The sequence below is a fragment of the Streptosporangium nondiastaticum genome, from assembly GCF_003011965.1.
Classification (GTDB): Bacteria; Actinomycetota; Actinomycetes; order Streptomycetales; family Streptomycetaceae; genus Streptomyces; species Streptomyces nondiastaticus.
Window position 1 is genome coordinate 12,559 of the sequence record NZ_PXWG01000032.1, and the last position, 25,218, is coordinate 37,776.

The following is a 25,218-nucleotide window of genomic DNA, read 5'->3' on the forward strand; positions in this document are numbered from 1 at the left end:
CCGTACGGCGGTTCCGGCTCCACGTGAACACTAACCCGGCCCCGGTGCGCGGCGGCCGCCCGCTTTCGCGCCCCTGACGTGCCACCGCGCGTGCGCGGGCGCACATCGCCCCCTCCGGTCCTTCTCCTGTGCGCCCATGCGCCCCCATGTGCATTCGTTCCCGTGGGAATCAACCGGAGGTGGGTCTGGGCGTCCGGGGAGGTGTGCCGTGCACGGACCGCCGCTGATCGGCTGGCTGCTGGTGGCGCTGTGCGCCGCGACGGGCGCGTACTGCCTGGTGCGGGTCCACGCGGGCCCGGGGGGCGAGCGCCGGGCCGTGGGGAGCGACGCCCTGATGGGGCTCGGCATGGCCGCCATGGCCGTTCCGGCCACGGTCCTGGACACGCGGCCGTGGGGCGCCCTGCTGTTCGCCGTCGTCTTCGGGGCCGCGGGGGTGCACACCCTGGTGGCCGTGGCCCGGAGCCGCCTGGACACCCCTCATCTCCACCACGCCGTGGGCGCGTTCGCCATGGTCTACATGGCGCTGGCGATGGCCGGCGGCCCCGTGGGCGGCCGGAGCGTGCACGCGGGCACGGCCGGGCACGCCGCGGCGGCGCACGAGCCGGCCGGCACCCCGCTGCTGACGGGGCTGCTGCTGGTGTACTTCGCCGTGTACGTGGTCCGCACGGTGGCCGTGCTCGTCCCCGTCACCGTCGCTTCGGGGCAGCTCACCTGGCCGGGCCGGCCGGACCTCACGCACGCGTGCCGGCTGTCCATGGGCATCGGCATGCTGGCCATGCTGCTGACGCTCTGAGCGCCTCCCCCGGCCGCCCGTGGCATGCGTCACTTCGCGTACGGGACCGTACCCCTGCCCGTCCCGCCGCTCATAGGCTGACGGCCATGATGGTCCCGCTCGCCCTGCTGGTCCTCGGCGCACTGGTCGCGGCGCTGGCGCCGCGCGTGCTGACGCGCTCCGACTGGCCGGACCGCGAACCGGTCGTGGCGCTGTGGGTGTGGCAGTGCGCGGTGGCGGCCGTGCTGCTGTGCTGTCTGCTTGCCATGGCGCTGAGCGCCGCCGCGGCCTGGGAGGCCGTGCGCGGGCACGTCTTCGCCGCCGCGCCGCACGGCGTGGTCGAGGCGTACGCCCTCACCGTCTACGCCGCGTGGGCCGCGCCGCTGGCCCTGACGCTGGCGGGCGGTGCCGCCTGGACGGCGTGGATGCTGAGCCGCGAGATCCGCTGGGCACGTGCCGGCCGCCGCAGGCGCCACGCGGAACTGCTGGTGCGCTCCCCTCTGCTGCCCGGCGAGGAGCCCGGCGGGGACCGGCTCGTGGTCCTGGAGGGCGACCGCCCGGACGCCTGGTGGCTGCCCGGCGGCCCGGCCCCTCAGCTGGTGATCACGACGGGTGCGCTGCGCCGTCTCAAGGGCTCGCAGCTGGATGCGGTGCTGGCCCACGAGCAGGGGCACGCCCGGGCCCGGCACCACTGGCTGCTGCACGTCTCCTCGGCGCTCGCGAACGGCTTCCCGCAGGTGCCGGTGTTCGCGGCGTTCCGCGACCAGGTGCACCACCTGGTGGAGCTGGCGGCGGACGATGCCGCGTCGCGGCGCTTCGGCCGGCTGACGACCGCGCTGGCCCTGGTGGAGCTGAACGAGGACCGCGGGGTGTTCGGGCCGTGCCCGTCGCAGCTCTCCCAGGTGCCGACGCGGGTGCAGCGGCTGCTGGCCCCCGCGCCCCGGCTGACGGCGGCGCGGCGGCTGCGGCTGACGGCGGTGGCGTCCCTGGTGCCGGCCGTCCCGCTGCTGGTCACGTTCATGCCGGGCCTGAGCGCACTGAGCCGGTCCGGCTCGTAGGGCGCTCAGGCTCGTAGCGCGCTCAGGCTCGCAAGGCTCTCCGGCTCGCAGGGCTCTCCGGCCCGTGGGGTGCGGGGCGGGCACGGTCGCCGGGAGCGAGCGGTCGTTGCGAACGGGTGGCCCTGCCGGCGTCCCATGGGCCACGATCGCCCCATGCACGCCCCGCCGCGGCCTTCGCCCGCACTCCCCGGCTCCCCTTCCCGCCCGCCCGCACGGCCGGTGGCGATCCGCACCGGCCTCGTCCTCGCCGCCGTGTTCTGCGTGCTGCTGGCCCTGGTGGCCTCCGCGTGGGAACCGCTCGTCTCGCTCGACCGGCAGATCGCGGACGGGCTGCACCCCGTGGCCGTGGAGCACCCCGGCTGGACGCGGTGCGTCCGCGTGCTCTCCGACCGGCTGTGGGACCCCTGGACGATGCGCGCCGCCCTGGCCGTCGCCGTGCTGTGGCTCGTGCGGCGGCGCGACTGGCTGCTCTGCGCCTGGGTCGCCGGCACGTCGGCCCTGGGCACCGGTCTCCAGCAGGGGCTCAAGGCGGCGGTGGGGCGGGCCCGTCCGAGCTGGCCGGACCCGGTGGTGACCGCGCACTACGCGGCGTTCCCCTCGGGGCACGCCCTGACGGCCACGGTCACCTGTGGGCTCCTCGTGTGGCTGCTGCGGCGGCACGGCGTCCGGGCAGCGGTGCTGCGGGCCGCTGCGGCGGTCGCAGCGGTGTCGGTGCTCGGAGTCGGCTTCACCCGGCTGTACCTGGGGGTCCACTGGATGTCGGACGTCGTGGGCGGATGGCTGCTGGGCGGGGCGCTGGTGGCGGTTTCCGCGGCGTTGTTCGAGACTCTGACGGACAGGCGGGCGGACAAGGGCTGAGGGGGCGTCATGACGGTCAAGGGAGTGCTCTTCGACTTCTCCGGCACGCTGTTCCGGATCGAGTCGGCCGTGTCGTGGCTGACCGCGGCTCTGGAGCGTACGGGCATACGGATGAGCGAGGCCGAAGCGGCCGGGGCCGCACGGCGGCTGGAGGACGCGGGCGCGCTTCCCGGCGGACCGCACCCGCGCTCCGTACCACCGCATCTGACCGGGGTGTGGGCCGCGCGCGACCGCAGCGCGGAGGAGCACCGTGCCGCGTACACCGGGCTGGCGCGCGAGGTGCCGCTGCCCCGGCCCGAGATCTACGACGCGCTGTACGAGCGTCACCTGGAGCCGGCGGCCTGGCGCCCGTACGCCGATGCGGCCGGTGTCCTCGGTGAGCTCCGGCAGATGGGCGTGCGCACGGCCGTGGTCAGCAACGTCGGCTGGGATCTGCGGCCGGTGTTCCGGGCGCACGGCCTCGACGCGTTCGTGGACGCCTATGTCCTGTCCTTCGAGCACGGTGTGCAGAAGCCCGATCCACGGCTGTTCCTGACGGCCTGTGAGGCGCTCGGCCTCACTCCCGGGGAGGCGCTGATGGTGGGGGATGACCGCCGGGCCGACGGGGGAGCCGCCGCGCTGGGCTGTGCGGTGCATCTGGTGGACCATCTGCCGGTCGAGGAGCGGCCGGCGGGGCTGCGGCCGGTGCTCGGGCTGGTCGGCTGACGGCCGCAGGCAGGCCCGCCGGCGAAGCCCGCTGCCGAGGCCCCTGGCCGGATGAGCCGCCACGCTGGTCTGGGCGGTCCCCCGCGCCGCCCAGGCCAGCCGACACGCCGGAGTCGTACCACGCCGGGGGCGGGCAGGACGGCCGGTCAGCTCCTGAGTATATTGGCCCGGAGCCAGTCAACGCAGGAGTTATGGAATGTCCCCGCGCAGCGCGTCGGCCAACGAGGAGATGCGCCGCCGTTCCCGTGAGCGGCTGCTCCAGGCGACGGTCGAGCTCATCGGTGAACGCGGGTACGAGGCGACGACGCTCGCCGACATCGCCGACCGGGCGGGCACGGCGCGCGGCCTCGTCTCGTACTACTTCCCGGGCAAGCGGCAGTTGCTGCAGTCCGCGGTGCACCGCGTGATGCACTTGGAGCTCGAGGCCGGCCTGGAGCGCGCCCCGTGCGCCCGGGACGGCCGCGAGCGCCTCGCCCGCGCGATCGACGCGATCCTCGGGCTCGCGCGGGACCGGCCGCTGCTGATGCGCACCCACATGGCCGGAATCCTCCAGGCGGAAGGATTCATCCAGTGTCCCGAGCAGCAGCGCCTCGCGCACCTGCTGCACGACACGGTGGAGGCCTACGGCTCGCCCGACCCGGACACGGACTACCCGCTGCTGCGCGCACTGCTGATGGGCGCCGTCGTGGCCGTCCTGCTGCCGGGCGCGCCCATGCCGTTCGAACGCCTGCGCGCGGAGCTGTTCCAGCGCTACGGGCTCGACTGGGAGCTGGGCGTCCCGCCCGGTCCCGAGCCCCCGCCCGCGGGCACCTGAGCCGCTGCCCCGCCCCGTCCGGCCCTCCCTAACCGGCCATGCCCGCCCGTCGCCCTGCCGTCCCGCGCCCCCCGGTGCGATCCTGGAGGGACCTGCGGGACACCTGCGGAGATCCGCGGGACACCTGCGGAGATCCGCGGGACGTCTGCGGAGATCCGCGGAAAGGGGCCCACCGTGCTTCGCATCGCCGTCGTCGGCTCGGGGCCGAGCGGGGTCTACACCGCCCAGGCCCTGGTGCAGCAGCGGGACGTCCCCGGCGTGACGGTGGACGTGCTGGACCGGCTGCCCTGCCCGTACGGGCTGGTGCGCTACGGCGTCGCGCCCGACCACGAGAAGATCAAGTCGCTGCAGAACAACCTGCGGGCCGCCATGGAGCACCCGGACATCAGGTTCTTCGGCAACGTCCCGGTGGGCGACGGCCCCCGCGGCCTCGCGCCGCGCAGGCTGCTGGAGCTGTACCACGCGGTGGTCTACTGCGTCGGGGCCGCGACCGACCGGCGGCTGGGCATCCCGGGCGAGGACCTGCCCGGGAGCTTCTCGGCCACGGAGTTCGTCTCCTGGTACAGCGCCCATCCGGACGCCCTGCCCGGCGGGTTCGCGCTGGGCGACGCGCGCTCCGCGGTCGTCATCGGCGTGGGGAACGTCGCCGTCGACGTGGCCCGCGTGCTGGGACGCGGCCCCGGCGAACTGCACCACACCGACGTGCCGGACGCCGCCCTGGGCGCGCTCGCGGAGAGCCGGGTGACGGATATCCACATGGTGGGCCGGCGCGGGCCGTCGCAGGCGAAGTTCACCACCAAGGAGCTGCGCGAACTGGGCACGCTGCCGGGCGCGGAGACGCTCGTCCGGGCCGGGGAGGCGGCGCTCGACCCCGCCTGGGCCGACCCCGGCGGGCTGCCCGCTGCGGCGCGGCGCAACGTGGAGGTCCTGAGCGACTGGGCGGAGCGGCCTCCGGCGGGCCGCCCGCGCCGCATCCACCTGCGGTTCTTCCTCCGGCCCGTAGCCCTGCTCGGCGACGGCGCGGTGCGTGCCGTGCGCTTCGAGCGGACGGTCCCGGACGGCCGCGGAGGCATCGCCGGGACGGGTGAGTTCGAGGACGTGGAGGCGCAGTTGGTGCTGCGCTCGGTGGGCTACCGCGGAGTGCCGATCGCGGGCCTGCCGTTCGACGGCGAGCTGGGGACCGTGCCGCACGCGGAAGGCCGGGTGCTGCGGGACGGCGTGCCGTCGCCCGGCGAGTACGTGGCGGGGTGGATCAAGCGCGGCCCGACGGGCGTGATCGGCACGAACCGCTCGTGCGCGAAGGAGACGGTGGCGTCCCTGCTGGCCGATGCCGGGGCGCTCGCGGGGCGCTCGCCCGTGACCGCCGAGGAGGCGCAGGCAGCCCTGCGGGCCGCGGGACGGCAGCCCGTGGAGTGGCCGGGCTGGCTGGGCATCGAGGCGGCGGAGGCCGCTCTGGGCCGGCGGCTGGGGCGCGGGCCGGTGAAGATCCCGGACTGGGCGGGGCTGCTGTCCGCGGCCCGCACCGGCGGCTGACCGCCGCGGCCGGAAGTCCCGTCAGGACGCGGCCTCCAGGCGGGTGGCCTGGAGCGACGCCGCGGTGAGGACGGAACCGATCAGCCCGGGGAAGAGCGCTTCGAGGTCGTCGCGGCGCAGGGCGTTCATCTTCGCGGTGCCCCGGTAGATCTGCTGGACCACGCCGTTCTCGCGCAGCACGCGGAAGTGGTGGGTCGTCGTCGACTTGCTGACCGGAAGGTCGAAGACCGAGCAGTTCAACTCGCCCTCCACCGCGGCGAGGTCGCGCACGATCTGCAGGCGCATGGGGTCGGAGAGCGCGTGCAGCACGCCCTCCAGGCGGATGTCCGCGCGGTCCGGGTGCTCCAGGGAACGACCGCTCGGCGACGGCTGTTTGTGCTCTCTCTGCGCCGGCACGGCTGCTCCTCCAAGGTCCGCCGGGGATCTCCGCGGCTCCCCCATTGTACGAGGACCCTCGTAGTTTGACATCCATCGTACTACGAGAGTTATCGTACGACTGACCTCGCCGTGGAGACCCCCGGCGCACCTGGAGGAGCCCGCTGTGACTGCCGTGACCGCCATGCCCGCACTCTTCACCCCGTACGACCTGCGCTCGCTGACCCTTCCCAACCGGATCTGGATGGCCCCGATGTGCCAGTACAGCGCCGAGGTCTTCGGACCGGGCGCGGGCGTCGCCGACGACTGGCACTTCGCGCACTACGCAGCCCGCGCGACCGGCGGCGCGGGGCTGATCCTGGTGGAGGCGACCGCGGTCAGCCCCGAGGGCCGCATCAGCCCGGCCGACCTCGGGCTCTGGAACGACACCCAGGCCGGGGCGCTCCGCCGCATCGCCTCCTTCCTCAAGGAGCGCGGCACCGTGCCGGGCATCCAGCTCGGGCACGCCGGCCGCAAGGCGGCCACCGACCGGCCGTGGCGCGGCGGCAAGCCGGTGGGCCCGGAGGAGGGCTGGCGGCCGGTCGCCCCGAGCGCGCTGCCGTTCGCGCAGGGCCACCCCGTGCCCGACGAGCTGACGGTGGACCGGATACAGCAGATCGTGCGGAAATTCGCCGAGGCGGCGCAGCGCGCCCTGGCCGCCGGCTTCCAGGTCGTGGAGGTGCACGGCGCCCACGGCTACCTCATCCACGAGTTCCTGTCCCCGCTCAGCAACCGGCGCACCGACGCCTACGGAGGTTCCTTCGAGAACCGGGCGCGCTTCGCGCTGGAGGTCGTGGAAGCGGTGCGCGCGGTCTGGCCGGAGGAACTGCCGGTGTTCTTCCGGACGTCGGCGACGGACTGGGTCGCGGAGAACCCCGAGGACGGGCGCGACGCCTGGACCGCCGACGACACCGTGCGCCTCGCGCGCGAGCTGCGGGTCCGCGGCGTGGACCTGGTGGACGTCTCCACGGGCGGCATCGCCTCCGGCATCCGCATCCCCACCGGCCCCGGCTACCAGGTGCCGTTCGCCCGCCGGGTCCGCGAGGAGGCCGGCCTGCCGACCGGCGCGGTCGGCCTGATCACCGAGCCGCAGCAGGCCGAGAAGATCCTCGCCGCCGGTGACGCCGACGCCGTCCTGCTCGGCCGCGAGCTGCTCCGCGACCCGTACTGGCCCCACCGTGCGGCGGCCGCGCTCGGCGCGGCGAAGCGCATGCCCGACCAGTACGGCTGGGCCGTCTGAGACGCAAGGGGCAGCAACGGCCCGTGTGCCACACGTACGGCTGAATCCGCGGGCGGGAACGGGCGGGCTCAGGCGCTGCTCCCCGCCCGGCCGGCCCCCGGAGCCGGGATGCGGGCGCGGCCCCTCCCTCGCGTACGATCCTAGACTTGCGCAACTGCCAGCAGTCTGTTTACAGGGAGGGGCGGCAGCTGTGGCTGCACGACCTTTGCACGAGATCGTCGAACCGGGCTGGGCGAAGGCCCTGGAGCCGGTGTCCGGCCGCATCGCCGCGATGGGCGACTTCCTGCGCGCCGAGATCGCCGCGGGCCGCACGTACCTGCCGTCGGGCGCCAACGTCCTGCGCGCCTTCCAGCAGCCGTTCGACGACGTCCGGGTGCTGATCGTGGGTCAGGACCCGTACCCGACGCCGGGGCACGCCGTCGGGCTGAGCTTCTCGGTGGCGCCCGAGGTGCGGCCGCTGCCCGGCAGCCTGGAGAACATATACCGCGAGCTGCACACCGACCTGGGGCTGCCGCGGCCGTCCAACGGCGACCTCACGCCGTGGACCCGGCAGGGCGTCCTGCTCCTCAACAGGGCGCTGACCACCGCCCCGCGCAAGCCCGCCGCGCACCGCGGCAAGGGGTGGGAGGAGGTCACCGAGCAGGCGATCCGGGCGCTGGTCGAACGGGGGCGGCCGCTGGTGGCGATCCTCTGGGGGCGCGACGCGCGCAATCTGCGGCCGCTGCTGGGGCAGGTGCCGTCCGTGGAGTCGGCGCACCCCTCCCCCATGTCGGCCGACCGCGGCTTCTTCGGCTCGCGGCCGTTCAGCCGCGCCAACGACCTGCTGGCGCGCCAGGGCGCGGCCCCGGTGGACTGGCAGCTCCCGTAATGCCTGCGCCGGCCTCCGCGGTGACGGCTTCCATGGTGACCGGGCCGGCCTCCCCGGCGCGGGCTTCCGTGACGCCTGAGCCGGCCTCCGCGGTGACGGCTTCCGCGATGACCGGGCCGGCCTCCGCGGTGGCGCCCGCGGTGCCGGCGGCATCCGCCGTGTCCGCTGCGGCCGTGCCGGCGAGGGACGCGGCGGCCCGGTGAGCCCGGCGACCGGTCACGTCCTCGGCGTCGACTCCGGCGGCTCGGGGATTCGCGTCGCCCTGCGCCCGGTCCCGGGCAACGGCCCGGACCTGACCTGGTCCTCCTCCGTCCCGGTCGCCGTCGGTGAGCGGGGCGTCGACGCCCGGGGTCTGCTCGGCCAGGTGCTGCCCGCGGCCCGGAGCCTGCTGGCGCGGGCCGGGGCGCAGCGCTGCGAGGCCGTCTGCGTGGGCGCCGCCGGCATGGTCTCGCTCGGCGCGGACCTGCGCGCCGTCCTGCCCTCCGCCCTGCGCGAGGGCCTCGGCGTGCGCAGGCTCGCCCTGGCCTCGGACGCCGTCACCGCCTACGCGGGCGCCTTGGGCCAGCGGCCGGGTGCCGTCGTAGCCGCGGGCACCGGGCTGATCGCGGTGGGCACGGACCTGACCGCGGAGGGCGGCTGGCGGCGCGCCGACGGCTGGGGCCACCTGCTCGGCGACTGCGGGAGCGGCGCCTGGATCGGCCGCGCCGGGCTGGAGGCGGCGATGCGGGCGTACGACGGGCGGGCCGGTGGTTCGCCCGCCCTGCTGGAGCGGTTGCGGGAGGTCTTCGGTCCGCCGCCGGAGCTGCCCGCCGCACTGTATCCCCGGGCGGACCGGCCCGCCGTCCTCGCCTCGTTCGCCCCGGAGGTGTCCCGGTGCGCCCCGGGCGACCCGGTGGCGGCGGACATCCTGCGGCGGGCGGCCCGGCACATCGCCGAGGCTGCCGCGGCGGTCTGCCCGGCGCCCGGGCCCGGCCGGGACGCGACCCCGGCAGCAACCGGTCGGCAGGCAGGTCTGGCGGATCCGGCCGATGGGGTGTATGGGACGGGCGGAGCCTGCGACGTGGCCGTTACCGGGGGCCTCCTCCGTATGGGCACTCCCCTGCTCGCACCCCTGCACGAGGAGTTGCAATTGCAACTTCCCCACGCGCGTCCGGTCACCGCGGCGGGTGAGCCGCTGGACGGCGCGTTGTGCATGGCCGAAGCCCTGCTGACGGACAGTCTGCTGCTGCCGGCCGATCCGCCGATGCTGCACATCGTTTGCTGAGCACTTCCGACCACGTCCGTACGCTTCTGCGATGAGCGTATTTTTGGGCGAATAAATCCGGACAGACACCACCGGGACGCCCCCACCCGAACGGCCGAGTGCCTTGAACGACTAACATGCGGCGCCATGAGCTCCCCCACAGGGCCTGCGCCTGGCCTGCCTGTACGAATGCCGCGACCCCGTCAGCCCGGACGGCACCGGCGGCCGGAGCCGGCGGCCGCCCCCGCCGGCGCGCCGCCGCTGGTGCTCGCCGTTCCGGGGCTCCCCGACACGGCGACGCGCCTCCTCGCCGAGGAGGTCCTCAGCATCGCGCGCTCCGAGCTCCCGGGCCTCGACGCCCGCATCGGCTACGTGGACGCCGACGGCAGCACGGAGGGCTACCCGTCCCTCGAGTCCGTCCTCGCCTACGCCGCCGCGCAGCGCACCGCTCGCGCGCGCGAAGCCCGCGAAGCCGGTGCCGAGGACGGCGCCGCCGACGCCTGGGACCAGTGGCCCCCGGCCATCGTGGTGCCGCTCCTGGCCGGCCCCGACAACGCCCTCCTGCGCCGCATCCGCCAGTCCGTCATGAGCAGCGGTTCCGCCGCCGAGCTCACCGACGCGCTCGGCCCGCACCCGCTGCTCGCGGAGGCCCTGCACGTCCGCCTGTCGGAGGCCGGTCTGGCCCGCGCCGACCGCGCGCGACTGTTCACAGTTGCAACGGCGACCGACGGGGTCATCCTGGCGACGGTCGGCGGCGAGGAGTCCGTGCAGGCCGCCGGGATCAGCGGCATGCTGCTCTCCGCCCGCCTCGCCGTGCCGGTCCTCGCGGCCGCTCTCGACGTCGAGGGCGACATCGCGCGCGCGGCCGACCAGCTGCGCGGCTCCGGCTCCCGGAACCTGGCGCTGGCCCCCGGCCTCATCGGCCCGGAGATCGCCGAGGGCGTCGCGGACGCCGCGGCGAAGGAGGCGGACTGCGCGGCGGCCGCTCCGCTCGGCGCCTACCCGGCGATCGGCAAGCTCGTCCTGGCCAAGTACGCGGAGGTGCTGGGCATACCCGTGCAGCCGGCCCAGAGCCCGGCGCGCTGACCGTCCCCGCCTGCTGCGTTTCCGCACGGGTCCTGCGACCAGAAGGTGCCGTTACCGTCTGACCGCTCGGCCCGTCCGTTTCCCGGAAGAGGGGCTCCCGCACTGCGGAGAGCCCCTCTCGGCGTTCCCGGGCCCGGTTTCCCGGCTTGGTTTCCCCGGGCCGAGGGCGCGGCTCCCCGGGCTCAGCGTCCAGGGCCCCGGCCTCGGGCTCAGTTGAAGATGACGCAGGATGCCGCCGGCACGGCGACCGTGCCGGCGAGGGCCGGTATGCCGGTGTCCGGGTCCACGGCGAACCACGAGACATCGCCCGACCGCTCGTTCGCGGCGTACAGATGCCGGCCCGACGGGTGCAGGGTCAGGTCCCGCGGCCAGACGCCCCCGCAGCCGACGACGTCGCGGAGCCCGAGGACGTCCCCCGCTGCGTCGAGGGCGAGGACCGAGATGCTGTCGTGGCCCCGGTTGGCCACCCAGAGGAACCGCCCGTCGGCGGAGACCACGGGCTCGGACGGATACGTCGGGACGCCCTCGCCGGGCGGCAGGACGCGCGTCTCGCCGAGGGGCTCCAGCAGCCCGTCCGCACTGCTCCAGCGGCACACGGTGACGCTCGGGGCCAGCTCGTTCAGCACGTAGACGCGGTCGGCACGGGGGGCGAACGCCAGGTGCCGCGGGCCCGTACCGGACCGCAGCCGGGTCTCGCCGTGGAGACGCGGCAGGCCCGTCACCGGGTCGAGGACGTACGTCCACACCGAGTCCGTGCCGAGGTCGGCGGCGAGGAGCATGCGGCCCGAGGGGTCGGGCAGGACGGCGTGGGCGTGCGGCGCCTTCTGCCGGTCCGCGACCGGGCCGCTGCCCCGGTGGGCCAGCACCGCCGCAGGGACGCCGAGCCCGCCGCCCCTGCGGACGGGGAGGGCGCTGACGCTGCCCGAGCCGTAGTTGGCGGTGAACACGTGGGTGCCGGTGACGGCCAGGTGGGTGGGCGCGTCGCCCCGCACGGGCACCGGCTCGCCGAGCGGCGCGGGCCGTACGGGGTCGGCGAGGGAGAGCGCCGCGACGGCGCCCTCGTCGGTCTCGCTCACCGCGTACAGCACGTCGGCCCCGGGCGAGAGCGCGAGGAAGGAGGGGTTCGCCACGGCGTCCGTCGAGCCCAGGAGCTTCAGCGCGCCCGTGCCGGGGTCGGCCTCGGCGACCGTGATCCCCCGGCCGCCCGCCGCCGTGTACGACCCGATGTACGCGAGCCGCCCGCGCTGCCCGGCCCGTCCGCCGTCGACCGTCATTGCCGCCCTCCCCGCCCCGAAGACTGTGATCCCGACGCTACACGGCGCCACCGACATACCGGATGTCAGGCCTCCGCGAACACTCCGCGGGGGCCGCTGCGCAGCGGCTCGGCCAGCGAGGACAGCGCGGCCTCCAGGTCCCGCACGTGGGCGAGGGCGGCCTCGGCGCCGGGGTGGTGGTGCGGTGCCGCACCGGGCAGCACGGCCGCCGACCGGGTCTCGCCACCGGGCGCGACGAGGCCGAGCAGCGCCGTCTCGACGCGCTGGCAGGCGGCGGTGAGCCGGGCGTCGTGCGAGGCATCGGGGTCCGCGGCGACGGCCGCGAGGCCGCGTGCCTGCCGGGCGCAGTCGTCGAGGTGCCGCATGACCTGCCGCGCGCGTTCCTTGCGGGCGCGCAGCGGGCTGAGCGGGTGCAGCAGCGGGGCCAGGGAGACGCGGACCTTGCCGAGGAGGAGTTCGAGCTCGGCGACGTGCGGTGCGGGGTCCGCGGACGCGTCGCCGGCCAGCCGCCGCGCGGAGTCCGCGGTGCAGTGCCGCACGGCGACCAGGGCGCGCCGGATCCAGGCGTCCGTGGCGGCGTGGGTGGTGACGGGCAGGACGAACGCGACGGCGAGGGCGGCGCCGGCGGCCCCGACGAGGGTCTGCTCGAAGCGCAGGGCGAGCAGGCCGGGGTGGAGGACGCCGAGCAGGCCGTAGAGCAGGCCGGCCATGACGGTCACGAAGAACATCATCCAGCTGTACGAGGGGGCCGCGGTGTAGAAGATCCCGAAGACGCAGAGGGCGACGAGGACGGCGGTGGGCCCGGGCGCGCCGTGCAGCGGCACGGCCACGAGGAGGCCGGCCGCGATGCCGGCCAGGGTGCCGATCACGCGGCGGAACCCGCGGACCAGGGTCTCGCCGCGTGAGGCGGTGTTGACGAAGATCCACCAGGCGGTGCCCACGGCCCAGTACCAGCGCTGGTCGGAGACCAGCTGGCCGACGCCGAGGGCGACGGCGCAGGCGACGGTGTTCTGGAAGGCGAGCCGGGTGGTGGGGCGGGCGAGGCCGCGCCCGGCGAGCGGGGCAGGTCCGGCGGGCGGCGGGGTGCGGCGCTCGATGCACCACAGCCCGAAGCGCACTAGGCCGCAGGCCGCGAGGGCCATGATGACGGCTGCGTACAGGTGCGGGAGCTGGGCGGGAACGGCGTGCAGGAACTGCGTGGCGAAGAACATCATGAAGCCGAAGATCCCGAGCGCCTGCCCGCGCGCTCCCCAGCGCCGGGCGTAGACCCCGCCGAACACGACGGCGAGGAACGCGGCGTCGCGCACCAGGGGCGTGCCGTGCAGGGCCGCCGCCAGGGCCAGCACGGGGAACCCGACGGCGGGCAGCAGGGCCGTGGTGACCGCCTGGCGGCCCGGCGTCGCGTCGCCGACGGTGAACATCGCGAGCAGGGCCGCGAGGCCGCCCGCGATGGAGGCGGACAGCGGCAGGCCGGACAGCTCCACGACGGTGACCGCGAAGCCCACGCCGATGACGGCGCGGACGGCGGTCCGCAGCCGGAGCAGGCCCGGATCCGGAGCCACGAAGATCCTCTTCAGTGCTGCCGCCCCCTTCTCCCCGAGTTGGGTACGCGCGCGCACGCACGCGTACGGATGGTTTTCGGCATGTGGTTTTCGGCATGACACATGTGGTTTTCGGCATGACAAAGGCGCTGCGGGGGTCCGGCGCGGCTCCTTCGCCGCCCGGCGCAGCCCATCGCAACGCCATCGGTGGGTAGAGGAAAACATCCGTCACCCCAGTGGCTCAACAGCGCGCCCGATAACTGGGCCATTGGTACAGTTACCGGCCGGGAACTCCGACCACGAGGAGGCCGTTGGCCCATGGCCGTGGACGCACTGGACGCGAAGATCCTCCGGTTGCTGCTGGAACAGCCCCGGACGAGCGTGCGCGAGTACGCGCGCGTGCTGGGCATTGCCCGCGGAACGCTGCAGGCGCGGCTGGACCGGCTGGAGCGCGACGGTGTGATCACTGGTTCGGGGCCGCGCCTGTCGCCCGCCGCCCTGGGCCACCCCGTGCTGGCGTTCGTACACATCGAGGTCACCCAGGGGCACCTGGACACGGTCGCGGAGGCGCTGGCGGAAGTCCCGGAGATCATGGAGGCCTTCTCGACGACCGGGGGCGGCGATCTGCTGGCCCGGGTCGTCGCGCGGGACGCGGCGCACCTGGAGGACGTGATCCAGGTGCTGGTCCGGACGCCGGGGGTGGTGCGCACCCGCACGGAGATGGTGCTGCGCGAGCGCGTGCCCTACCGGGTGCTGCCCCTGGTGGATTCCGTGGGACGCGCGGCGCAGCGGGGCGGGTGAGGGCTGCGGTGCCGTCTGCAGCATGCTGGTCCGCATGAGCTTTTCGCGCCATTCCCGGAGCCCTGCGGTCATTTTCGATCTCGACGGAACGCTCGTGGACAGCGAACCAAATTATTACGAAGCGGGCCGCCGGGTGCTGGAGCAATACGGCGTGCCCGGATTCAGCTGGGAGGAGCACACCCGCTTCATCGGGATCGGCACCCGGGAAACGCTGGAGGCCCTCCGCCGCGAGTACGGCATCGAGGCCCCGGTCGACGAGCTCCTGGCCGCCAAGAACCGCGCCTATCTGGAGCTGGCCCGGGCGCACACGGAGGCGTTCCCGGAGATGCGCCGGTTCGTGGACCTGCTCCACGGGGCGGGCGTGCCGCTGGCCGTGGCGTCGGGCTCCTCGCGGGCGGCGATCGAGGCGGTGCTGGCTCGTACGGGGCTCGGCGGCGTGCTGACCACGCTGGTCTCGGCCGAGGAGGTCGAGCACGGCAAGCCCGAGCCGGACGTGTTCCTGGAGGCCGCGCGGCGGCTCGGGGCGGCGCCGGGCGACTGCGTGGTGGTCGAGGACGCCCCGCCCGGCGCGGAGGCGGCCCGCCGGGCGGGCATGGGGTGCGTGGCGGTGCCCTACGTGCCGGGGACCGCCGACGACCCCGCATTCGCGTCGGCGGGGCTGCTTTTCCCGGGCGGCCAGAAGGAATTCGACGCCGGGCGGGCCTATGAGTGGGTCATGGGAGGAAACTGAGGCGCCCCCAGGTTCTCGCCGCCGGAGAACCGGTGCGATCATCGGCTCGCTCGGCATTGCGGGCGAGACGAATCGCCCGGCTCAACACGCGAGGAACAGAGGCATACATGGAGCGATCCGCAAGACCGGTCCGGCGCTGGGGCGCGGCCGCGGTCGCATCGGCCGCGGCGGTCGCCGTCGTGCTCCCGACGACGACCGCCGAGGCCGCGAGCGGCCCGTCGGTCAGCGCCAAGGGCGCGTTCCTGCTCGACAGCGGCAAGAACAGCGGGCTGTGGGGCAAGGACGCCGACACCAGGCGGCAGATGGCCAGCACCACCAAGGTGATGACCGCGGTGACCGTCCTGGACACCAAGGGCGTGGACCTCGACAAGAAGGTCACCATCAAGCAGTCGTACCGCGACTACGTGGCCCGCACGGGCGCGAGCACGGCCGATCTGCGCACGGGCGACAAGCTGACCGTACGGCAGCTGCTGTACGGCCTGATGCTGCCCTCGGGCTGCGACGCCGCGTACGCGCTCGCGGACACCTTTGGCAGCGGCGACACCGAGGCGGCGCGGACGGCGTCGTTCATCGCCAAGATGAACAAGAAGGCCGCTGACCTGGGCCTGAAGAACACCAAGTACGACTCCTTCGACGGCATATCCCGGGCGGGGAACAACTTCACGACCCCGCGCGACTCGGCGCAGCTGGCCCGGCACGCGCTGGGCAACAGCACGTTCCGGACGGTGGTCAAGGCGTCGGCGACCCGCCAGAAGGCGGCGAACGTCAACCGCACCTACTACTGGGACAACACCAACAAGCTGCTCGGGTCGTACAAGGGCGCCATCGGCATCAAGACCGGCACCGGCACGTCCGCCGGTGCCTGCCTGGTCTTCGCCGCCGAGCGGAACGGCCGGACAGTGGTCGGCGTCATCCTCAACGACGGCGCCAACCGCTACCCGGACGCCGTGAAGATGCTGGACTGGGCCTACCGGACGAAGTCCAGCGTCAAGCTCCGCCAGCTGCCGGAGTCGGCGCAGAAGGACTGACGGCCCGGCCCCCGCGGGACCGGCGTGCCCCGGCGGCTCAGCCGAGGAACGTCAGCCGCACCTGGCGGTCCGGGTTGTCCCTGTTGGTGTCGACCAGGCACACCGACTGCCAGGTGCCCAGCTCCAGCCGCCCGCCGATGACCGGAAGGGTCGCGTGCGGGGGCACGAGGGCGGGCAGCACGTGGTCGCGGCCGTGGCCGGGGCTGCCGTGGCGGTGGCGCCAGCGGTCGTCCGCCGGGAGCAGGTCGTGGAGGGCGGACAGCAGGTCCTCGTCGCTGCCGGAGCCGGTCTCCAGAACGGCGACGCCGGCGGTCGCGTGCGGGACGAAGACGTTGAGCAGCCCGTCGCGGCCGGCTGCCGCCTCGCGCAGGAACGCCTCGCAGTCGTGCGTGAGGTCGTAGACCGTCTCCGCGGAACCGGTGGCGATGTCGAGGACGTGGGTGCGGAAGGAGCCATGGGTGTCTGCCATGGCTCCATTTTCGTACGCGGGAAGAGATCTTCCCTCCCCCGGGTTAGTAGAAGCATGAACAATCCTGGGGTGCGTGAGACCGAGGTCGTGGTGATCGGCGCCGGGCAGGCGGGGCTGTCCGCCGCCTATCACCTGCGGCGCGCGGGGTACGAACCGGACCGGGACTTCGTCGTCCTGGACCGCTCCCCTCGCCCGGGCGGCGCCTGGCAGTTCCGCTGGCCGACGCTCACCTACGGCAAGGTGCACGGCATGCACGCCCTGCCGGGCATGGAGCTGACCGGTGCGGACGGCTCCATGCCCTCGTCGGCCGTGATCGGCGGCTACTTCGCCGACTATGAGCGCGCCTTCGACCTCCACGTCCACCGGCCCGTCGACGTGCGCGCGGTGCGCGACGGGCAGGACGGGCGGCTCACCGTGGAGAGCTCCGAGGGCCCGTGGTCGGCGCGGGCCCTGATCAACGCGACCGGCACCTGGGACCGCCCCTTCTGGCCCCGCTACCCCGGCCAGGCGACCTTCCGCGGCCGCCAGCTGCATACCGCGCGCTACCCCGGCCCCCAGGCGTTCGCCGGGCAGCGCGTGGTGGTGGTCGGCGGCGGCACGTCCGCGGTGCAGCACCTGCTGGAGATCGCCGAGGTGGCGGCCTCGACGACCTGGGTCACACGCAGGCCGCCGGTCTTCCGCGAGGGCCCCTTCACCGAGGAGTGGGGCCGAGCCGCGGTCGCCCGCGTCGAGGAACGGGTGCGCGAGGGGCTGCCGCCGCAGAGCGTCGTCTCGGTGACCGGACTGCCGATGACGGAGGCCATGGAGCGGGCACGGGCGGCCGGCGTGCTCGTCCCGCGCCCCGTGTTCGACCGCGTGACCCCCACCGGCGTGGCGTGGGCCGACGGCAGCACCGTCGACGCCGACGTCATCCTCTGGGCCACCGGCTTCCGGGCCGTCGTGGACCACCTCTCCCCGCTGAAGCTGCGCGAGCCCGGCGGCGGCATCCGTCTGGAGGGCACCCGCGCGGCACGCGACCCCCGCGTCCACCTCGTCGGCTACGGGCCGTCCGCGAGCACCATCGGGGCCAACCGGGCGGGCCGTGCGGCCGTACGGGAGATCCGCGCGCTGCTCGGTTCTTCACAGCCGCCGGTCCCTGCGGCAGTATGAGGCCCTCCGGATGATCACCGCTGGAGCGCCGGTGACGGGATCCGCCGAGCGGTGACGGCCGCCGCCCGGCGAGCGAGGAGGGGCCGTGCGCGTCGGGCTGTTCGTGACCTGCGTCAACGACACGCTCTACCCGCGCACCGGCCGGGCCGTCGTCACCCTCCTCGAACGGCTCGGCGTCCGGGTGGACTTCCCCGCGGAGCAGAGCTGCTGCGGCCAGCCGCTGTTCAACACCGGCTACCGGCACCGGACCGAACCCCTGCTGCGCCGCTACGCCGCCGCCTTCAGCGACCACGACTACATCGTCACCCCCTCCGGGTCCTGTGCGGCCATGGTCCGCGACAACTACCCGCGGATCGCCGCGAAGGCCGCCGCCGAGGGCCGGGGCGGGGCGGTTCCCGAGGCCGTGACCGAGGCGGCGGCCAGGACCTACGAGCTGACGGAGTTCCTGGTCGACGTCCTCGGAGTGACCGACGTGGGCGCCCGCTACCCGCACACCGTCACCTACCACCCCACCTGTCACGGGCTGCGGGTGCTGGGCCTGGGCGACCGGCCGCGCCGGCTCCTGGAGCACGTCGAGGGCCTGGAGCTGCGGGAGCTGCCGGGAGCGGAGGAGTGCTGCGGCTTCGGCGGCACCTTCGCCGTCAAGAACCCGGCCGTCTCCGCCGCCATGGGCGCCGACAAGGCCCGGGCCGTCACCGCGACCGGTGCCCGCACCCTGTGCACGGTCGACAACTCCTGTCTCATGCACCTCGGCGGGATCCTCGCCCGGGAGGGCTCGCCGGTCCGCCCCGTACACATCGCCGAGATCCTCGCCGGAGCCGAGGACGATCCGGAGCCTCCGCACGGCACGGCCCGCGGGGGAGGCGCCCGGTGACCGGCACCTACCTGGGGATGCCCTCCTTCCCGCGCGCCGCCGAGGCCTCGACGCGGGACGCCCGGCTCCGCGCCAACCTGCGCCGCGCCACCGGCACCATCCGCGCCAAGCGCGACCGGGCCGTCGCGGAGCTGGACGACTGGGAGCGGCTCCGGGCCGCCGGAGCCGCGGTCAAGGACCGGACCCTGCGCCACCTAGACCACTACCTCGTACAACTCGAGGAGTCCGTGACCCGGGCGGGCGGCACCGTCCACTGGGCGGCCGACGCCGCCGAGGCCAACCGGATCGTCACCGGTCTGGTGCTGGCCACCGGCGAACGCGAGGTGGTCAAGGTCAAGTCGATGGCCACCCAGGAGACCGGTCTCAACGGCGCCCTCGCCGCGGCCGGGATCCGGGCGTACGAGACCGACCTCGCCGAGCTCATCGTGCAGCTCGGCGACGACCTGCCCTCGCACATCCTCGTGCCCGCCATCCACCGCAACCGGTCGGAGATCCGCGACATCTTCCGCAGCCGCATGGCCGACTGGGGCCTCCCGGCGCCCGAGGGGCTCACCGACTCCCCCGCCGATCTCGCCGAGGCCGCGAGGCTGCACCTGCGCGAGAAGTTCCTCCGGGCGAAGGTGGCCGTCTCCGGGGCCAACTTCGCGGTGGCGGAGACCGGCACGCTCGTCGTGGTCGAGTCCGAGGGCAACGGCCGCATGTGCCTCACCCTCCCGGAGACCCTGATCTCGGTGGTCGGCATCGAGAAGGTCGTGCCCACCTGGCGCGACCTGGAGATCTTCCTGCAGCTGCTGCCGCGCTCGTCGACTGCGGAGCGCATGAACCCGTACACCTCGATGTGGGCGGGCACCACCGACGGCGACGGCCCGCGCGCCTTCCACCTGGTCCTCCTCGACAACGGACGCACCGACACCCTTGCCGACACGACCGGCCGCCGGGCGCTGCGCTGCATCCGCTGCTCGGCCTGCCTGAACGTCTGCCCCGTGTACGAGCGGGCCGGCGGCCACGCGTACGGCTCGCCGTACCCGGGGCCGATCGGAGCCGTGCTCACGCCCCAGCTCCGCGGCCTCGCCTCGCCCCTGGAGGAGTCGCTGCCGTTCGCCTCCTCCCTGTGCGGCGCCTGCTTCGAGGCGTGCCCGGTGGCCATCGACATCCCCGAAATCCTGGTCCACCTGCGGGAGAGGGTCGCGGAAGGCGGCCCGGTGACGATCCGGGGCACCCGCACCGTCATCAGGCCCGCGAAGCGGCACGGCGCCGAGCGCGCCGTGATGGCCGCCGCGGGCTGGGCGCTCGACCACCCCCGCGCGCTGCGCCGCGGCCAGCGGCTGCTGGCCCGCACCCGCGGCCTCCATCCCCGGCGGCTGCCCGGACCGGGCCGCGCCTGGTCGGACACCCGCGACCTGCCGGACGTCCCGCCCGAGTCGTTCCGCGACTGGTGGGCCCGCACCCGAGGCGGCACCGGCCGCGCAGGAGGCACCTCTTGAACGGCCAATCCAGCAGGGAACTGATCCTCGGCCGGGTGCGGCGCGCGCTCCGCGACGTGCCGGCGACGGAGCAGCCAGCCGGTCACCCCGTGCCGCGCGACTACGCGGAGAAGCACGGCGAGCGCTCGCACGACGCGACCGTCGGCCTCCTCGCGGAGAACCTGGCGGACTACCGCGCCCTCGTCCACCGCACGGACGCGCCGGGGCTTCCCGCACTCCTCGCCCGCCTGCTCCGCGAACGCGGCGCCCGCCGGGTGGCCGTGCCGGCCGGGCTTCCGGCCGGGTGGCTCGCCGGAGCGGACGCCGAATTCCTCCTCGACTCCCCTGATCTGACGGCCCGTGTCCTCGACTCGGTCGACAGCGTCATCACCGGCTGCGCGCTGGCGATCGCCGAGACCGGGACGGTCGTGCTCGACGCGGGCCCCGACCAGGGAAGCCGCCGCCTCACGCTCGTGCCGGACCACCACATCTGCGTGGTGCGGACCGGCGACCAGGTCGTGGACTCCGTCCCGCAGGCGGTCCGGCGGCTGTCCCCGGCACGGCCCCTGACCTGGATCTCGGGCCCGTCGGCGACGAGCGACATCGAGCTGGAGCGGGTCGAGGGCGTGCACGGGCCGCGCACCCTGGAAGTGGTCCTCGTGACGGGCGACCCTCGCGAGGTGACGGGCGACTCTCGCGAGCCGTGAGCAGTTGTCCATGGCGCGACACTACGACCGATGCGGCCGCCCGTGCGGCGGGCTGTCCACAGCCCCTGTCATATGAACTGCCCGGTGGGAGGAGTCGAGTTGAAGCCGCCCCTGCACGACGTCACGGTCGTCGCCCTCGAACAGGCCGTGGCCGCCCCGTTCGCCACCCGCCAGCTCGCCGACCTCGGCGCGCGCGTGATCAAGGTCGAGAGGCCGGGGCGCGGGGACTTCGCCCGCGACTACGACCGCAGGACGAAGGGGCTCTCCGCCTATTTCGTCTGGGTCAACCGCGGGAAGGAGAGCGTCGCCCTCGACCTCAAGGCCGGCGAGGACCGCGCCCTCCTCGACCGTCTCGTGGCCCGCGCCGACGTGTTCGTCCAGAACCTGGCCCCCGGCGCGGCGGGGCGGCTGGGCCTCGGCAGCGACGTGCTGCGCGCCCGGCACCCCCGCCTGATCACCTGCGACGTGTCGGGATACGGCGCGGAGGGCCCGTACCGCGACAAGAAGGCCTACGACCTGCTGGTGCAGTGCGAGACCGGGCTGGTCTCGCTCACCGGGGACGCCGGCGCCCCGGCCCGCCCCGGCATCTCCATAGCCGACATCGCGGGCGGCATGTACGCCTACACCGGCATCCTCACCGCCCTCTACGAACGGGAGCGCACGGGCGAGGGCACGGCCCTGTCCGTCTCGCTCTTCGACGCGCTCGCGGAGTGGATGGGGCAGCCGTACTTCGCGGAGGCCTACGGCGGCGCTCCGCTCACCCGCAGCGGGGCGCGCCATCCGTCCATCTCTCCGTACGGGCACTACCGCTGCGGCGACGGCGAGCAGGTGTTCCTCAGCGTGCAGAACGACCGGGAGTGGACGGCCCTGTGCGAGCAGGTGCTGCGGCAGCCCGGGCTGGTCCGCGACCCCCGCTTCGCGGACAACCCGCTGCGCCGGTCCCACGACGACGAGCTCACCGCCGTCATCGAGGAGCGGTTCGCCCCGCACACGGCGGACGGGGCGGCCGCCCTGCTCGACGGGGTGGGGATCGCGAACGCCCGGCTGCGCACGGTGGCCGGGTTCACGGCCCATCCGCAGCTCGCGGCGCGCGACCGCTGGCGCGAGTTCGGCTCCCCCGCCGGCCCGCTGCGCGGACTGCTTCCCCCGGTCGAGGTGAGGGGCCGGGAGGCAGCCATGCGGGCGGTGCCCGCGCTGGGCGAGCACACGGACGCCGTCCGCGCCGAGTTCGCCGCCCCGGACAACGCCCAGGCGGCGGCTTCCGGGGCCGGGGAGAAGCCGGCGGGCTAACCGGCCCCGTCGAGGGGGCGCTTCGCGGTCTCCGGGAGGATCACGTAGACGCACGCGGACACGAGGCAGAGCCCGGCCACGTACCAGGGGAAGGCCCCCGGGTGGCCCGCGTCCTTGAACCAGGTGCCGAGGTAGGGTGCGGTGCCTCCGAAGAGGGCCACGGTGAGCGAGTAGGGAAAGCCGATCCCCGCGGCCCGCACCCGCGCGGGGAACACCTCGGCGTTCACGGCCGCGGCGATCGAGGTGTAGCCGGTGAGCAGCACCATGCCCGCGCACTGTACGAGCAGCAGCGACGCGAAGGAGCTGCTGATCGCGTGCAGCAGGGGGACTGCCAGGGCGGCGAACCCCACTGCGAAGCCGATCAGCAGGGGTTTGCGGCCCACGCGGTCCGAGAGCAGTCCGCCGAGGGGCTGCAGCGCGGCGAAGAAGGCCAGCGAGATCGTGCCGACGGCGAGGGCGTCGCCCTTGCTGATGCCGGCGTTCATCTGGGCGTAGGTCGGCAGGTAGGTGGTCCACGTGTAGTAGGCCAGTGTGCCGCCGGCGGTGATGCCGCAGATCAGCAGGGACTGCCGCGGGTGGCGGCGCAGCGCTTCGAGGGCGGCCGGGCGCTCGGACGCCTTCCCCGGCACCTCGTGCGTCTCGTGCGCACCCTGCCGGATCCAGAAGCCGGCCAGGCTGATGAGCGCGCCGACGAGGAACGGCACGCGCCAGCCCCAGTCCCCCATCTGGCCTTCGGTGAGGAGGTGGGCGAGCAGGGCGGCCGTGCCCGAGGCGAGCAGCTGGCCGATGGTGGTGGACACGTACTGGAAGCTGGAGAACAGCCCTCTGCGGCCCGGGCCCGCGGACTCCACGAGGAAGGTCGTGGATGCGGCGAACTCCCCTCCGACCGAGAGCCCTTGGACCAGCCGGGCGACCACGAGCACCACCGGGGCGAGAATGCCGGCGGCGGCGTAGGTGGGGGTGAGAGCGAGGAGCAGGCTCCCGGCGCCCATCAGCAGGATGGTGACCGTGAGGGCCGCCCGCCTGCCGCGCCGGTCGGCGACCGCCCCCATGAGCAGGCCGCCGACGGGGCGCATGAAGAAGCCGACCGCGAAGACGGCGAAGGTCGAGAGCAGCGGCACGAGGGAGTCGCCGGAGCCCTTGGGGAAGATCTGGTCGGCGAAGTAGACCGCCAGGAAGGAGTAGGCGTACCAGTCGTACCACTCCGCGGCGTTGCCGACGGACGCCGCGGCGAGCTGGCGCACGGAGGAGCGGGGTGGGGCCGGTGAGGGGTGCGAGGTTCGTGCACGGCCTGTCCCACGGGTGGCCGTGCCGCCGTCGGCGGCTCCGGACAGTGGCTCGGATTGCGTCATGATCCCTTGGATCCCCCCGGCAGCGACCCCGCACACCCGTACGAACCGCCTTCGCGGGCCGGCCTTTCACGCGCCGGTCACGCGCCGGCCCTCAGGCGTCGGCCGTCACGCGCCCTTCGTCCCGGCGTACGAGCGCGGCGTAGTGCCCGTCCTCCGCGAGGAGTTCCTCGTGGGTGCCGCGCTCGGTGACCCGTCCTCCGTCGAGGACGACTATCTCGTCGGCGTTGCGGACGGTCGAGAGGCGGTGCGCGATGGTGATCGTCGTCCGCCCCGCGGAGAGGGCGTCGATGGCCTGCTGGACGGCGTGCTCGGTGCGGGTGTCCAGGGCGCTGGTGGCCTCGTCGAGGATGAGGACGGGAGGGTCGCGCAGGATCGTGCGGGCGATGGCCAGGCGCTGCTTCTCGCCGCCCGAGAAGCGGTAGCCCCGCTCGCCGACGAGGGTGTCGTACCCCTCGGGGAGGGCGTCGATGTGGTCGTGGATCTGTGCGGCGCGGGCCGCCGATCTGATCTCCTCGTCCGTCGCGTCGGGCTTGGCGAAGCGGAGGTTGTCCGCGACGGAGGCGTGGAAGAGGTAGGTCTCCTGGGAGACCACTCCGACCGCTCCGGCCAGGGTGTCGAAGTCGAGGTCGCGGACATCGACGCCGTCGATCAGGACGCGGCCGCCGGTGACGTCGTAGAGCCTGGGGACGAGATAGCTGAGGGTGCTCTTGCCGGAGCCGGTCGGCCCGACGACGGCGAGGGCGCCGCCCGCCGGCACGGTCAGGTCGATCCCGCTGAGCGTGGGGGCCGAGGGCTCGCGCGAGCCCGGTGCGTCGTAGGCGAAGGAAACGTCCTCGAAGCGCACTTCGCCCCGCACCTGCTCCAGCCGGACCGGCTGCTCCGGCTCGGCGATGTCCACCGGCAGGTCGAGGTATTCGAAGATGCGCTGGAAGAGCGCCATGGAGGTCTGCAGCTGCACGCCCGTGGACAGCAGGCTGACGGCGGGCCGGAACATGCCCTGCTGGAGGGAGACGAAGGCCACCAGAGTGCCGGTGGAGATGCCCGGGCCGCCCGTCTCCATGGCGATGCCCGCGGCCCAGTAGATGAAGGCGGGCATGGCGGCCATCACGATGCCGATGGTCGACATGCGCCACCGTCCGGCCATGTTCGCCCGCACTTCGAGGCCGACGAGCCGCTCGGACTCCTTGGTGAAGGCCTGGGTCAGGGAGTCGGCGCGGCCCATCGTGCGGCCGAGGAGGATGCCACTGACGGAGAGCGACTCGGTGACCATCGCGGCCATGACGGCCATCTGCTTCTGCCGCTGAGAGGTGATCCTCTTGCGCTCGCGGCCGACGCGGCGGCTGATCGCCACGAACACCGGCAGCAGGAGCAGCGAGACGGCGGTCAGCCGCCAGTCGAGAGCCAGCATCGCGACCACCGTGGCGATGACGCTGGTGAGGTTGGAGACGAGCGAGGTGGCCGTGGAGGTGACGGTGGCCTGCATGCCGCCGATGTCGTTGGCGATGCGGGACTGCACCTCGCCGGTGCGGGTCCGGGTGAAGAAGGCGAGCGGCATGCGCTGCAGGCGGTCGTACACGGCGGCGCGCAGGTCGTGCATGACGCGCTGGCCGACCGTCGTGGAGATCAGGGTCTGCAGGACGCCGAAGACGCTGTTGACGACCGCAGAGGCGATCATGCCGAGCGCGAGGAGGGTCAGCAGTCCCGTGCGCCCCTGGGGGATCGCGGTGTCGAGGACCTCGCGCAGCATGAACGGCGAGGCGACGGAGACGAGTGAGGACGCGGCGACGAGGAGGCCGACGAGGGCGAGCCTGCCGCGGTAGGGGCGGAAGAGCCCGAGGATGCGCCGGATCTGGGCGGGCTGCTCGGGATCGGCGGGCGGTGGGGTCCAGTGCTTTTCGTCGTGGTGCATGGGCTCCTGGATTTCGGAGACGACAGTGTCGATTGCCGAG

General features: G+C 74.3%; 24 protein-coding genes. 18 read left to right on the plus strand and 6 right to left on the minus strand.

Annotation, left to right across the window (positions count from 1 at the left end):
• Positions 1 to 208 precede the first annotated feature (208 nt).
• The 6 genes from B7P34_RS14850 to B7P34_RS14875 all read left to right on the plus strand — a co-directional run bounded on the left by B7P34_RS14850 (position 209) and on the right by B7P34_RS14875 (position 5,740).
• A complete protein-coding gene (locus tag B7P34_RS14850) occupies positions 209 to 793 on the plus strand; it encodes a DUF5134 domain-containing protein (protein ID WP_106676671.1) in 585 nt (194 codons plus the stop codon).
• 86 nt (positions 794 to 879) lie between these two features.
• Positions 880 to 1,830 (plus strand): M56 family metallopeptidase, encoded by a 951-nt coding sequence (locus B7P34_RS14855; protein WP_106676673.1) that lies wholly within the window; start codon positions 880 to 882, stop codon positions 1,828 to 1,830.
• A gap of 153 nt (positions 1,831 to 1,983) precedes the next feature.
• Entirely contained in the window at positions 1,984 to 2,688 is a 705-nt protein-coding gene (locus B7P34_RS14860) for a phosphatase PAP2 family protein (protein WP_106676675.1), read from the plus strand.
• Positions 2,689 to 2,697: 9 nt separating this feature from the next.
• Positions 2,698 to 3,393, plus strand: coding sequence for an HAD family hydrolase (locus B7P34_RS14865; RefSeq protein ID WP_106676676.1), 696 nt, complete (start codon positions 2,698 to 2,700; stop codon positions 3,391 to 3,393).
• 196 nt (positions 3,394 to 3,589) lie between these two features.
• Positions 3,590 to 4,207, plus strand: coding sequence for a TetR/AcrR family transcriptional regulator (locus B7P34_RS14870; RefSeq protein ID WP_106676678.1), 618 nt, complete (start codon positions 3,590 to 3,592; stop codon positions 4,205 to 4,207).
• A gap of 174 nt (positions 4,208 to 4,381) precedes the next feature.
• The gene (locus B7P34_RS14875; protein WP_106676680.1) at positions 4,382 to 5,740 is read left to right on the plus strand and encodes an FAD-dependent oxidoreductase; all 1,359 of its coding nucleotides are present in this window, start codon (positions 4,382 to 4,384) and stop codon (positions 5,738 to 5,740) included.
• Between the two features lie 21 nt (positions 5,741 to 5,761).
• Here B7P34_RS14875 and B7P34_RS14880 read toward each other — a convergent pair whose 3' ends face one another.
• Positions 5,762 to 6,136 (minus strand): ArsR/SmtB family transcription factor, encoded by a 375-nt coding sequence (locus B7P34_RS14880; RefSeq protein ID WP_106676682.1) that lies wholly within the window; start codon positions 6,134 to 6,136, stop codon positions 5,762 to 5,764.
• A 163-nt stretch (positions 6,137 to 6,299) separates the two neighbouring features.
• On the opposite strand from B7P34_RS14880, the gene B7P34_RS14885 reads away from it, so the two are divergent.
• The 4 genes from B7P34_RS14885 to B7P34_RS14905 all read left to right on the plus strand — a co-directional run bounded on the left by B7P34_RS14885 (position 6,300) and on the right by B7P34_RS14905 (position 10,591).
• Positions 6,300 to 7,394 (plus strand): NADH:flavin oxidoreductase/NADH oxidase, encoded by a 1,095-nt coding sequence (locus B7P34_RS14885; protein ID WP_106676752.1) that lies wholly within the window; start codon positions 6,300 to 6,302, stop codon positions 7,392 to 7,394.
• 190 nt (positions 7,395 to 7,584) lie between these two features.
• Positions 7,585 to 8,262, plus strand: coding sequence for a uracil-DNA glycosylase (locus tag B7P34_RS14890; protein WP_106676684.1), 678 nt, complete (start codon positions 7,585 to 7,587; stop codon positions 8,260 to 8,262).
• 199 nt (positions 8,263 to 8,461) lie between these two features.
• Complete coding sequence (locus B7P34_RS14900; protein ID WP_106676688.1) at positions 8,462 to 9,526, plus strand: N-acetylglucosamine kinase; 1,065 nt, start codon at positions 8,462 to 8,464, stop codon at positions 9,524 to 9,526.
• A 168-nt stretch (positions 9,527 to 9,694) separates the two neighbouring features.
• Positions 9,695 to 10,591, plus strand: a complete 897-nt coding sequence (locus tag B7P34_RS14905) for a hypothetical protein (protein WP_223267858.1) — start codon at positions 9,695 to 9,697, stop codon at positions 10,589 to 10,591.
• A gap of 209 nt (positions 10,592 to 10,800) precedes the next feature.
• On the opposite strand, the gene B7P34_RS14910 is transcribed toward B7P34_RS14905, so the two are convergent.
• Both B7P34_RS14910 and B7P34_RS14915 read right to left on the minus strand, forming a co-directional pair.
• Positions 10,801 to 11,865 (minus strand): lactonase family protein, encoded by a 1,065-nt coding sequence (locus B7P34_RS14910; RefSeq protein WP_106676692.1) that lies wholly within the window; start codon positions 11,863 to 11,865, stop codon positions 10,801 to 10,803.
• A 65-nt stretch (positions 11,866 to 11,930) separates the two neighbouring features.
• Positions 11,931 to 13,427, minus strand: a complete 1,497-nt coding sequence (locus tag B7P34_RS14915; protein WP_223267859.1) for an FUSC family protein — start codon at positions 13,425 to 13,427, stop codon at positions 11,931 to 11,933.
• Between the two features lie 297 nt (positions 13,428 to 13,724).
• Here B7P34_RS14915 and B7P34_RS14920 point away from each other — a divergent pair, with 297 nt between their 5' ends.
• The 3 genes from B7P34_RS14920 to B7P34_RS14930 all read left to right on the plus strand — a co-directional run bounded on the left by B7P34_RS14920 (position 13,725) and on the right by B7P34_RS14930 (position 15,965).
• Positions 13,725 to 14,207: an Lrp/AsnC family transcriptional regulator gene (locus B7P34_RS14920; RefSeq protein ID WP_106676696.1), complete on the plus strand. Its 483-nt coding sequence runs from the start codon at positions 13,725 to 13,727 to the stop codon at positions 14,205 to 14,207.
• Between the two features lie 34 nt (positions 14,208 to 14,241).
• Positions 14,242 to 14,937 (plus strand): HAD family hydrolase, encoded by a 696-nt coding sequence (locus tag B7P34_RS14925; RefSeq protein ID WP_223267860.1) that lies wholly within the window; start codon positions 14,242 to 14,244, stop codon positions 14,935 to 14,937.
• 107 nt (positions 14,938 to 15,044) lie between these two features.
• The gene (locus B7P34_RS14930) at positions 15,045 to 15,965 is read left to right on the plus strand and encodes a D-alanyl-D-alanine carboxypeptidase family protein (RefSeq protein ID WP_106676700.1); all 921 of its coding nucleotides are present in this window, start codon (positions 15,045 to 15,047) and stop codon (positions 15,963 to 15,965) included.
• A gap of 37 nt (positions 15,966 to 16,002) precedes the next feature.
• Here B7P34_RS14930 and B7P34_RS14935 read toward each other — a convergent pair whose 3' ends face one another.
• The gene (locus B7P34_RS14935; protein WP_106676701.1) at positions 16,003 to 16,434 is read right to left on the minus strand and encodes a YjbQ family protein; all 432 of its coding nucleotides are present in this window, start codon (positions 16,432 to 16,434) and stop codon (positions 16,003 to 16,005) included.
• Positions 16,435 to 16,488: 54 nt separating this feature from the next.
• Here B7P34_RS14935 and B7P34_RS14940 point away from each other — a divergent pair, with 54 nt between their 5' ends.
• The 5 genes from B7P34_RS14940 to B7P34_RS14960 all read left to right on the plus strand — a co-directional run bounded on the left by B7P34_RS14940 (position 16,489) and on the right by B7P34_RS14960 (position 21,917).
• A complete protein-coding gene (locus B7P34_RS14940; protein ID WP_106676703.1) occupies positions 16,489 to 17,583 on the plus strand; it encodes an FAD-dependent oxidoreductase in 1,095 nt (364 codons plus the stop codon).
• 85 nt (positions 17,584 to 17,668) lie between these two features.
• Positions 17,669 to 18,457, plus strand: coding sequence for a (Fe-S)-binding protein (locus B7P34_RS14945; protein WP_106676705.1), 789 nt, complete (start codon positions 17,669 to 17,671; stop codon positions 18,455 to 18,457).
• Positions 18,454 to 19,941: a lactate utilization protein B gene (locus B7P34_RS14950; RefSeq protein ID WP_106676707.1), complete on the plus strand. Its 1,488-nt coding sequence runs from the start codon at positions 18,454 to 18,456 to the stop codon at positions 19,939 to 19,941. The genes B7P34_RS14945 and B7P34_RS14950 overlap by 4 nt, the downstream gene beginning before the upstream one ends.
• A complete protein-coding gene (locus B7P34_RS14955; protein ID WP_106676709.1) occupies positions 19,938 to 20,627 on the plus strand; it encodes a LutC/YkgG family protein in 690 nt (229 codons plus the stop codon). The genes B7P34_RS14950 and B7P34_RS14955 overlap by 4 nt, the downstream gene beginning before the upstream one ends.
• Positions 20,628 to 20,726: 99 nt before the next feature.
• Positions 20,727 to 21,917: a CaiB/BaiF CoA transferase family protein gene (locus B7P34_RS14960; protein WP_223267862.1), complete on the plus strand. Its 1,191-nt coding sequence runs from the start codon at positions 20,727 to 20,729 to the stop codon at positions 21,915 to 21,917.
• Here the strand turns inward: B7P34_RS14960 and B7P34_RS14965 are convergent.
• Positions 21,914 to 23,161: an MFS transporter gene (locus B7P34_RS14965; RefSeq protein WP_223267863.1), complete on the minus strand. Its 1,248-nt coding sequence runs from the start codon at positions 23,159 to 23,161 to the stop codon at positions 21,914 to 21,916. The genes B7P34_RS14960 and B7P34_RS14965 overlap by 4 nt on opposite strands.
• A gap of 199 nt (positions 23,162 to 23,360) precedes the next feature.
• The gene (locus tag B7P34_RS14970; RefSeq protein WP_106676715.1) at positions 23,361 to 25,178 is read right to left on the minus strand and encodes an ABC transporter ATP-binding protein; all 1,818 of its coding nucleotides are present in this window, start codon (positions 25,176 to 25,178) and stop codon (positions 23,361 to 23,363) included.
• Between the last annotated feature and the right edge of the window lie 40 nt (positions 25,179 to 25,218).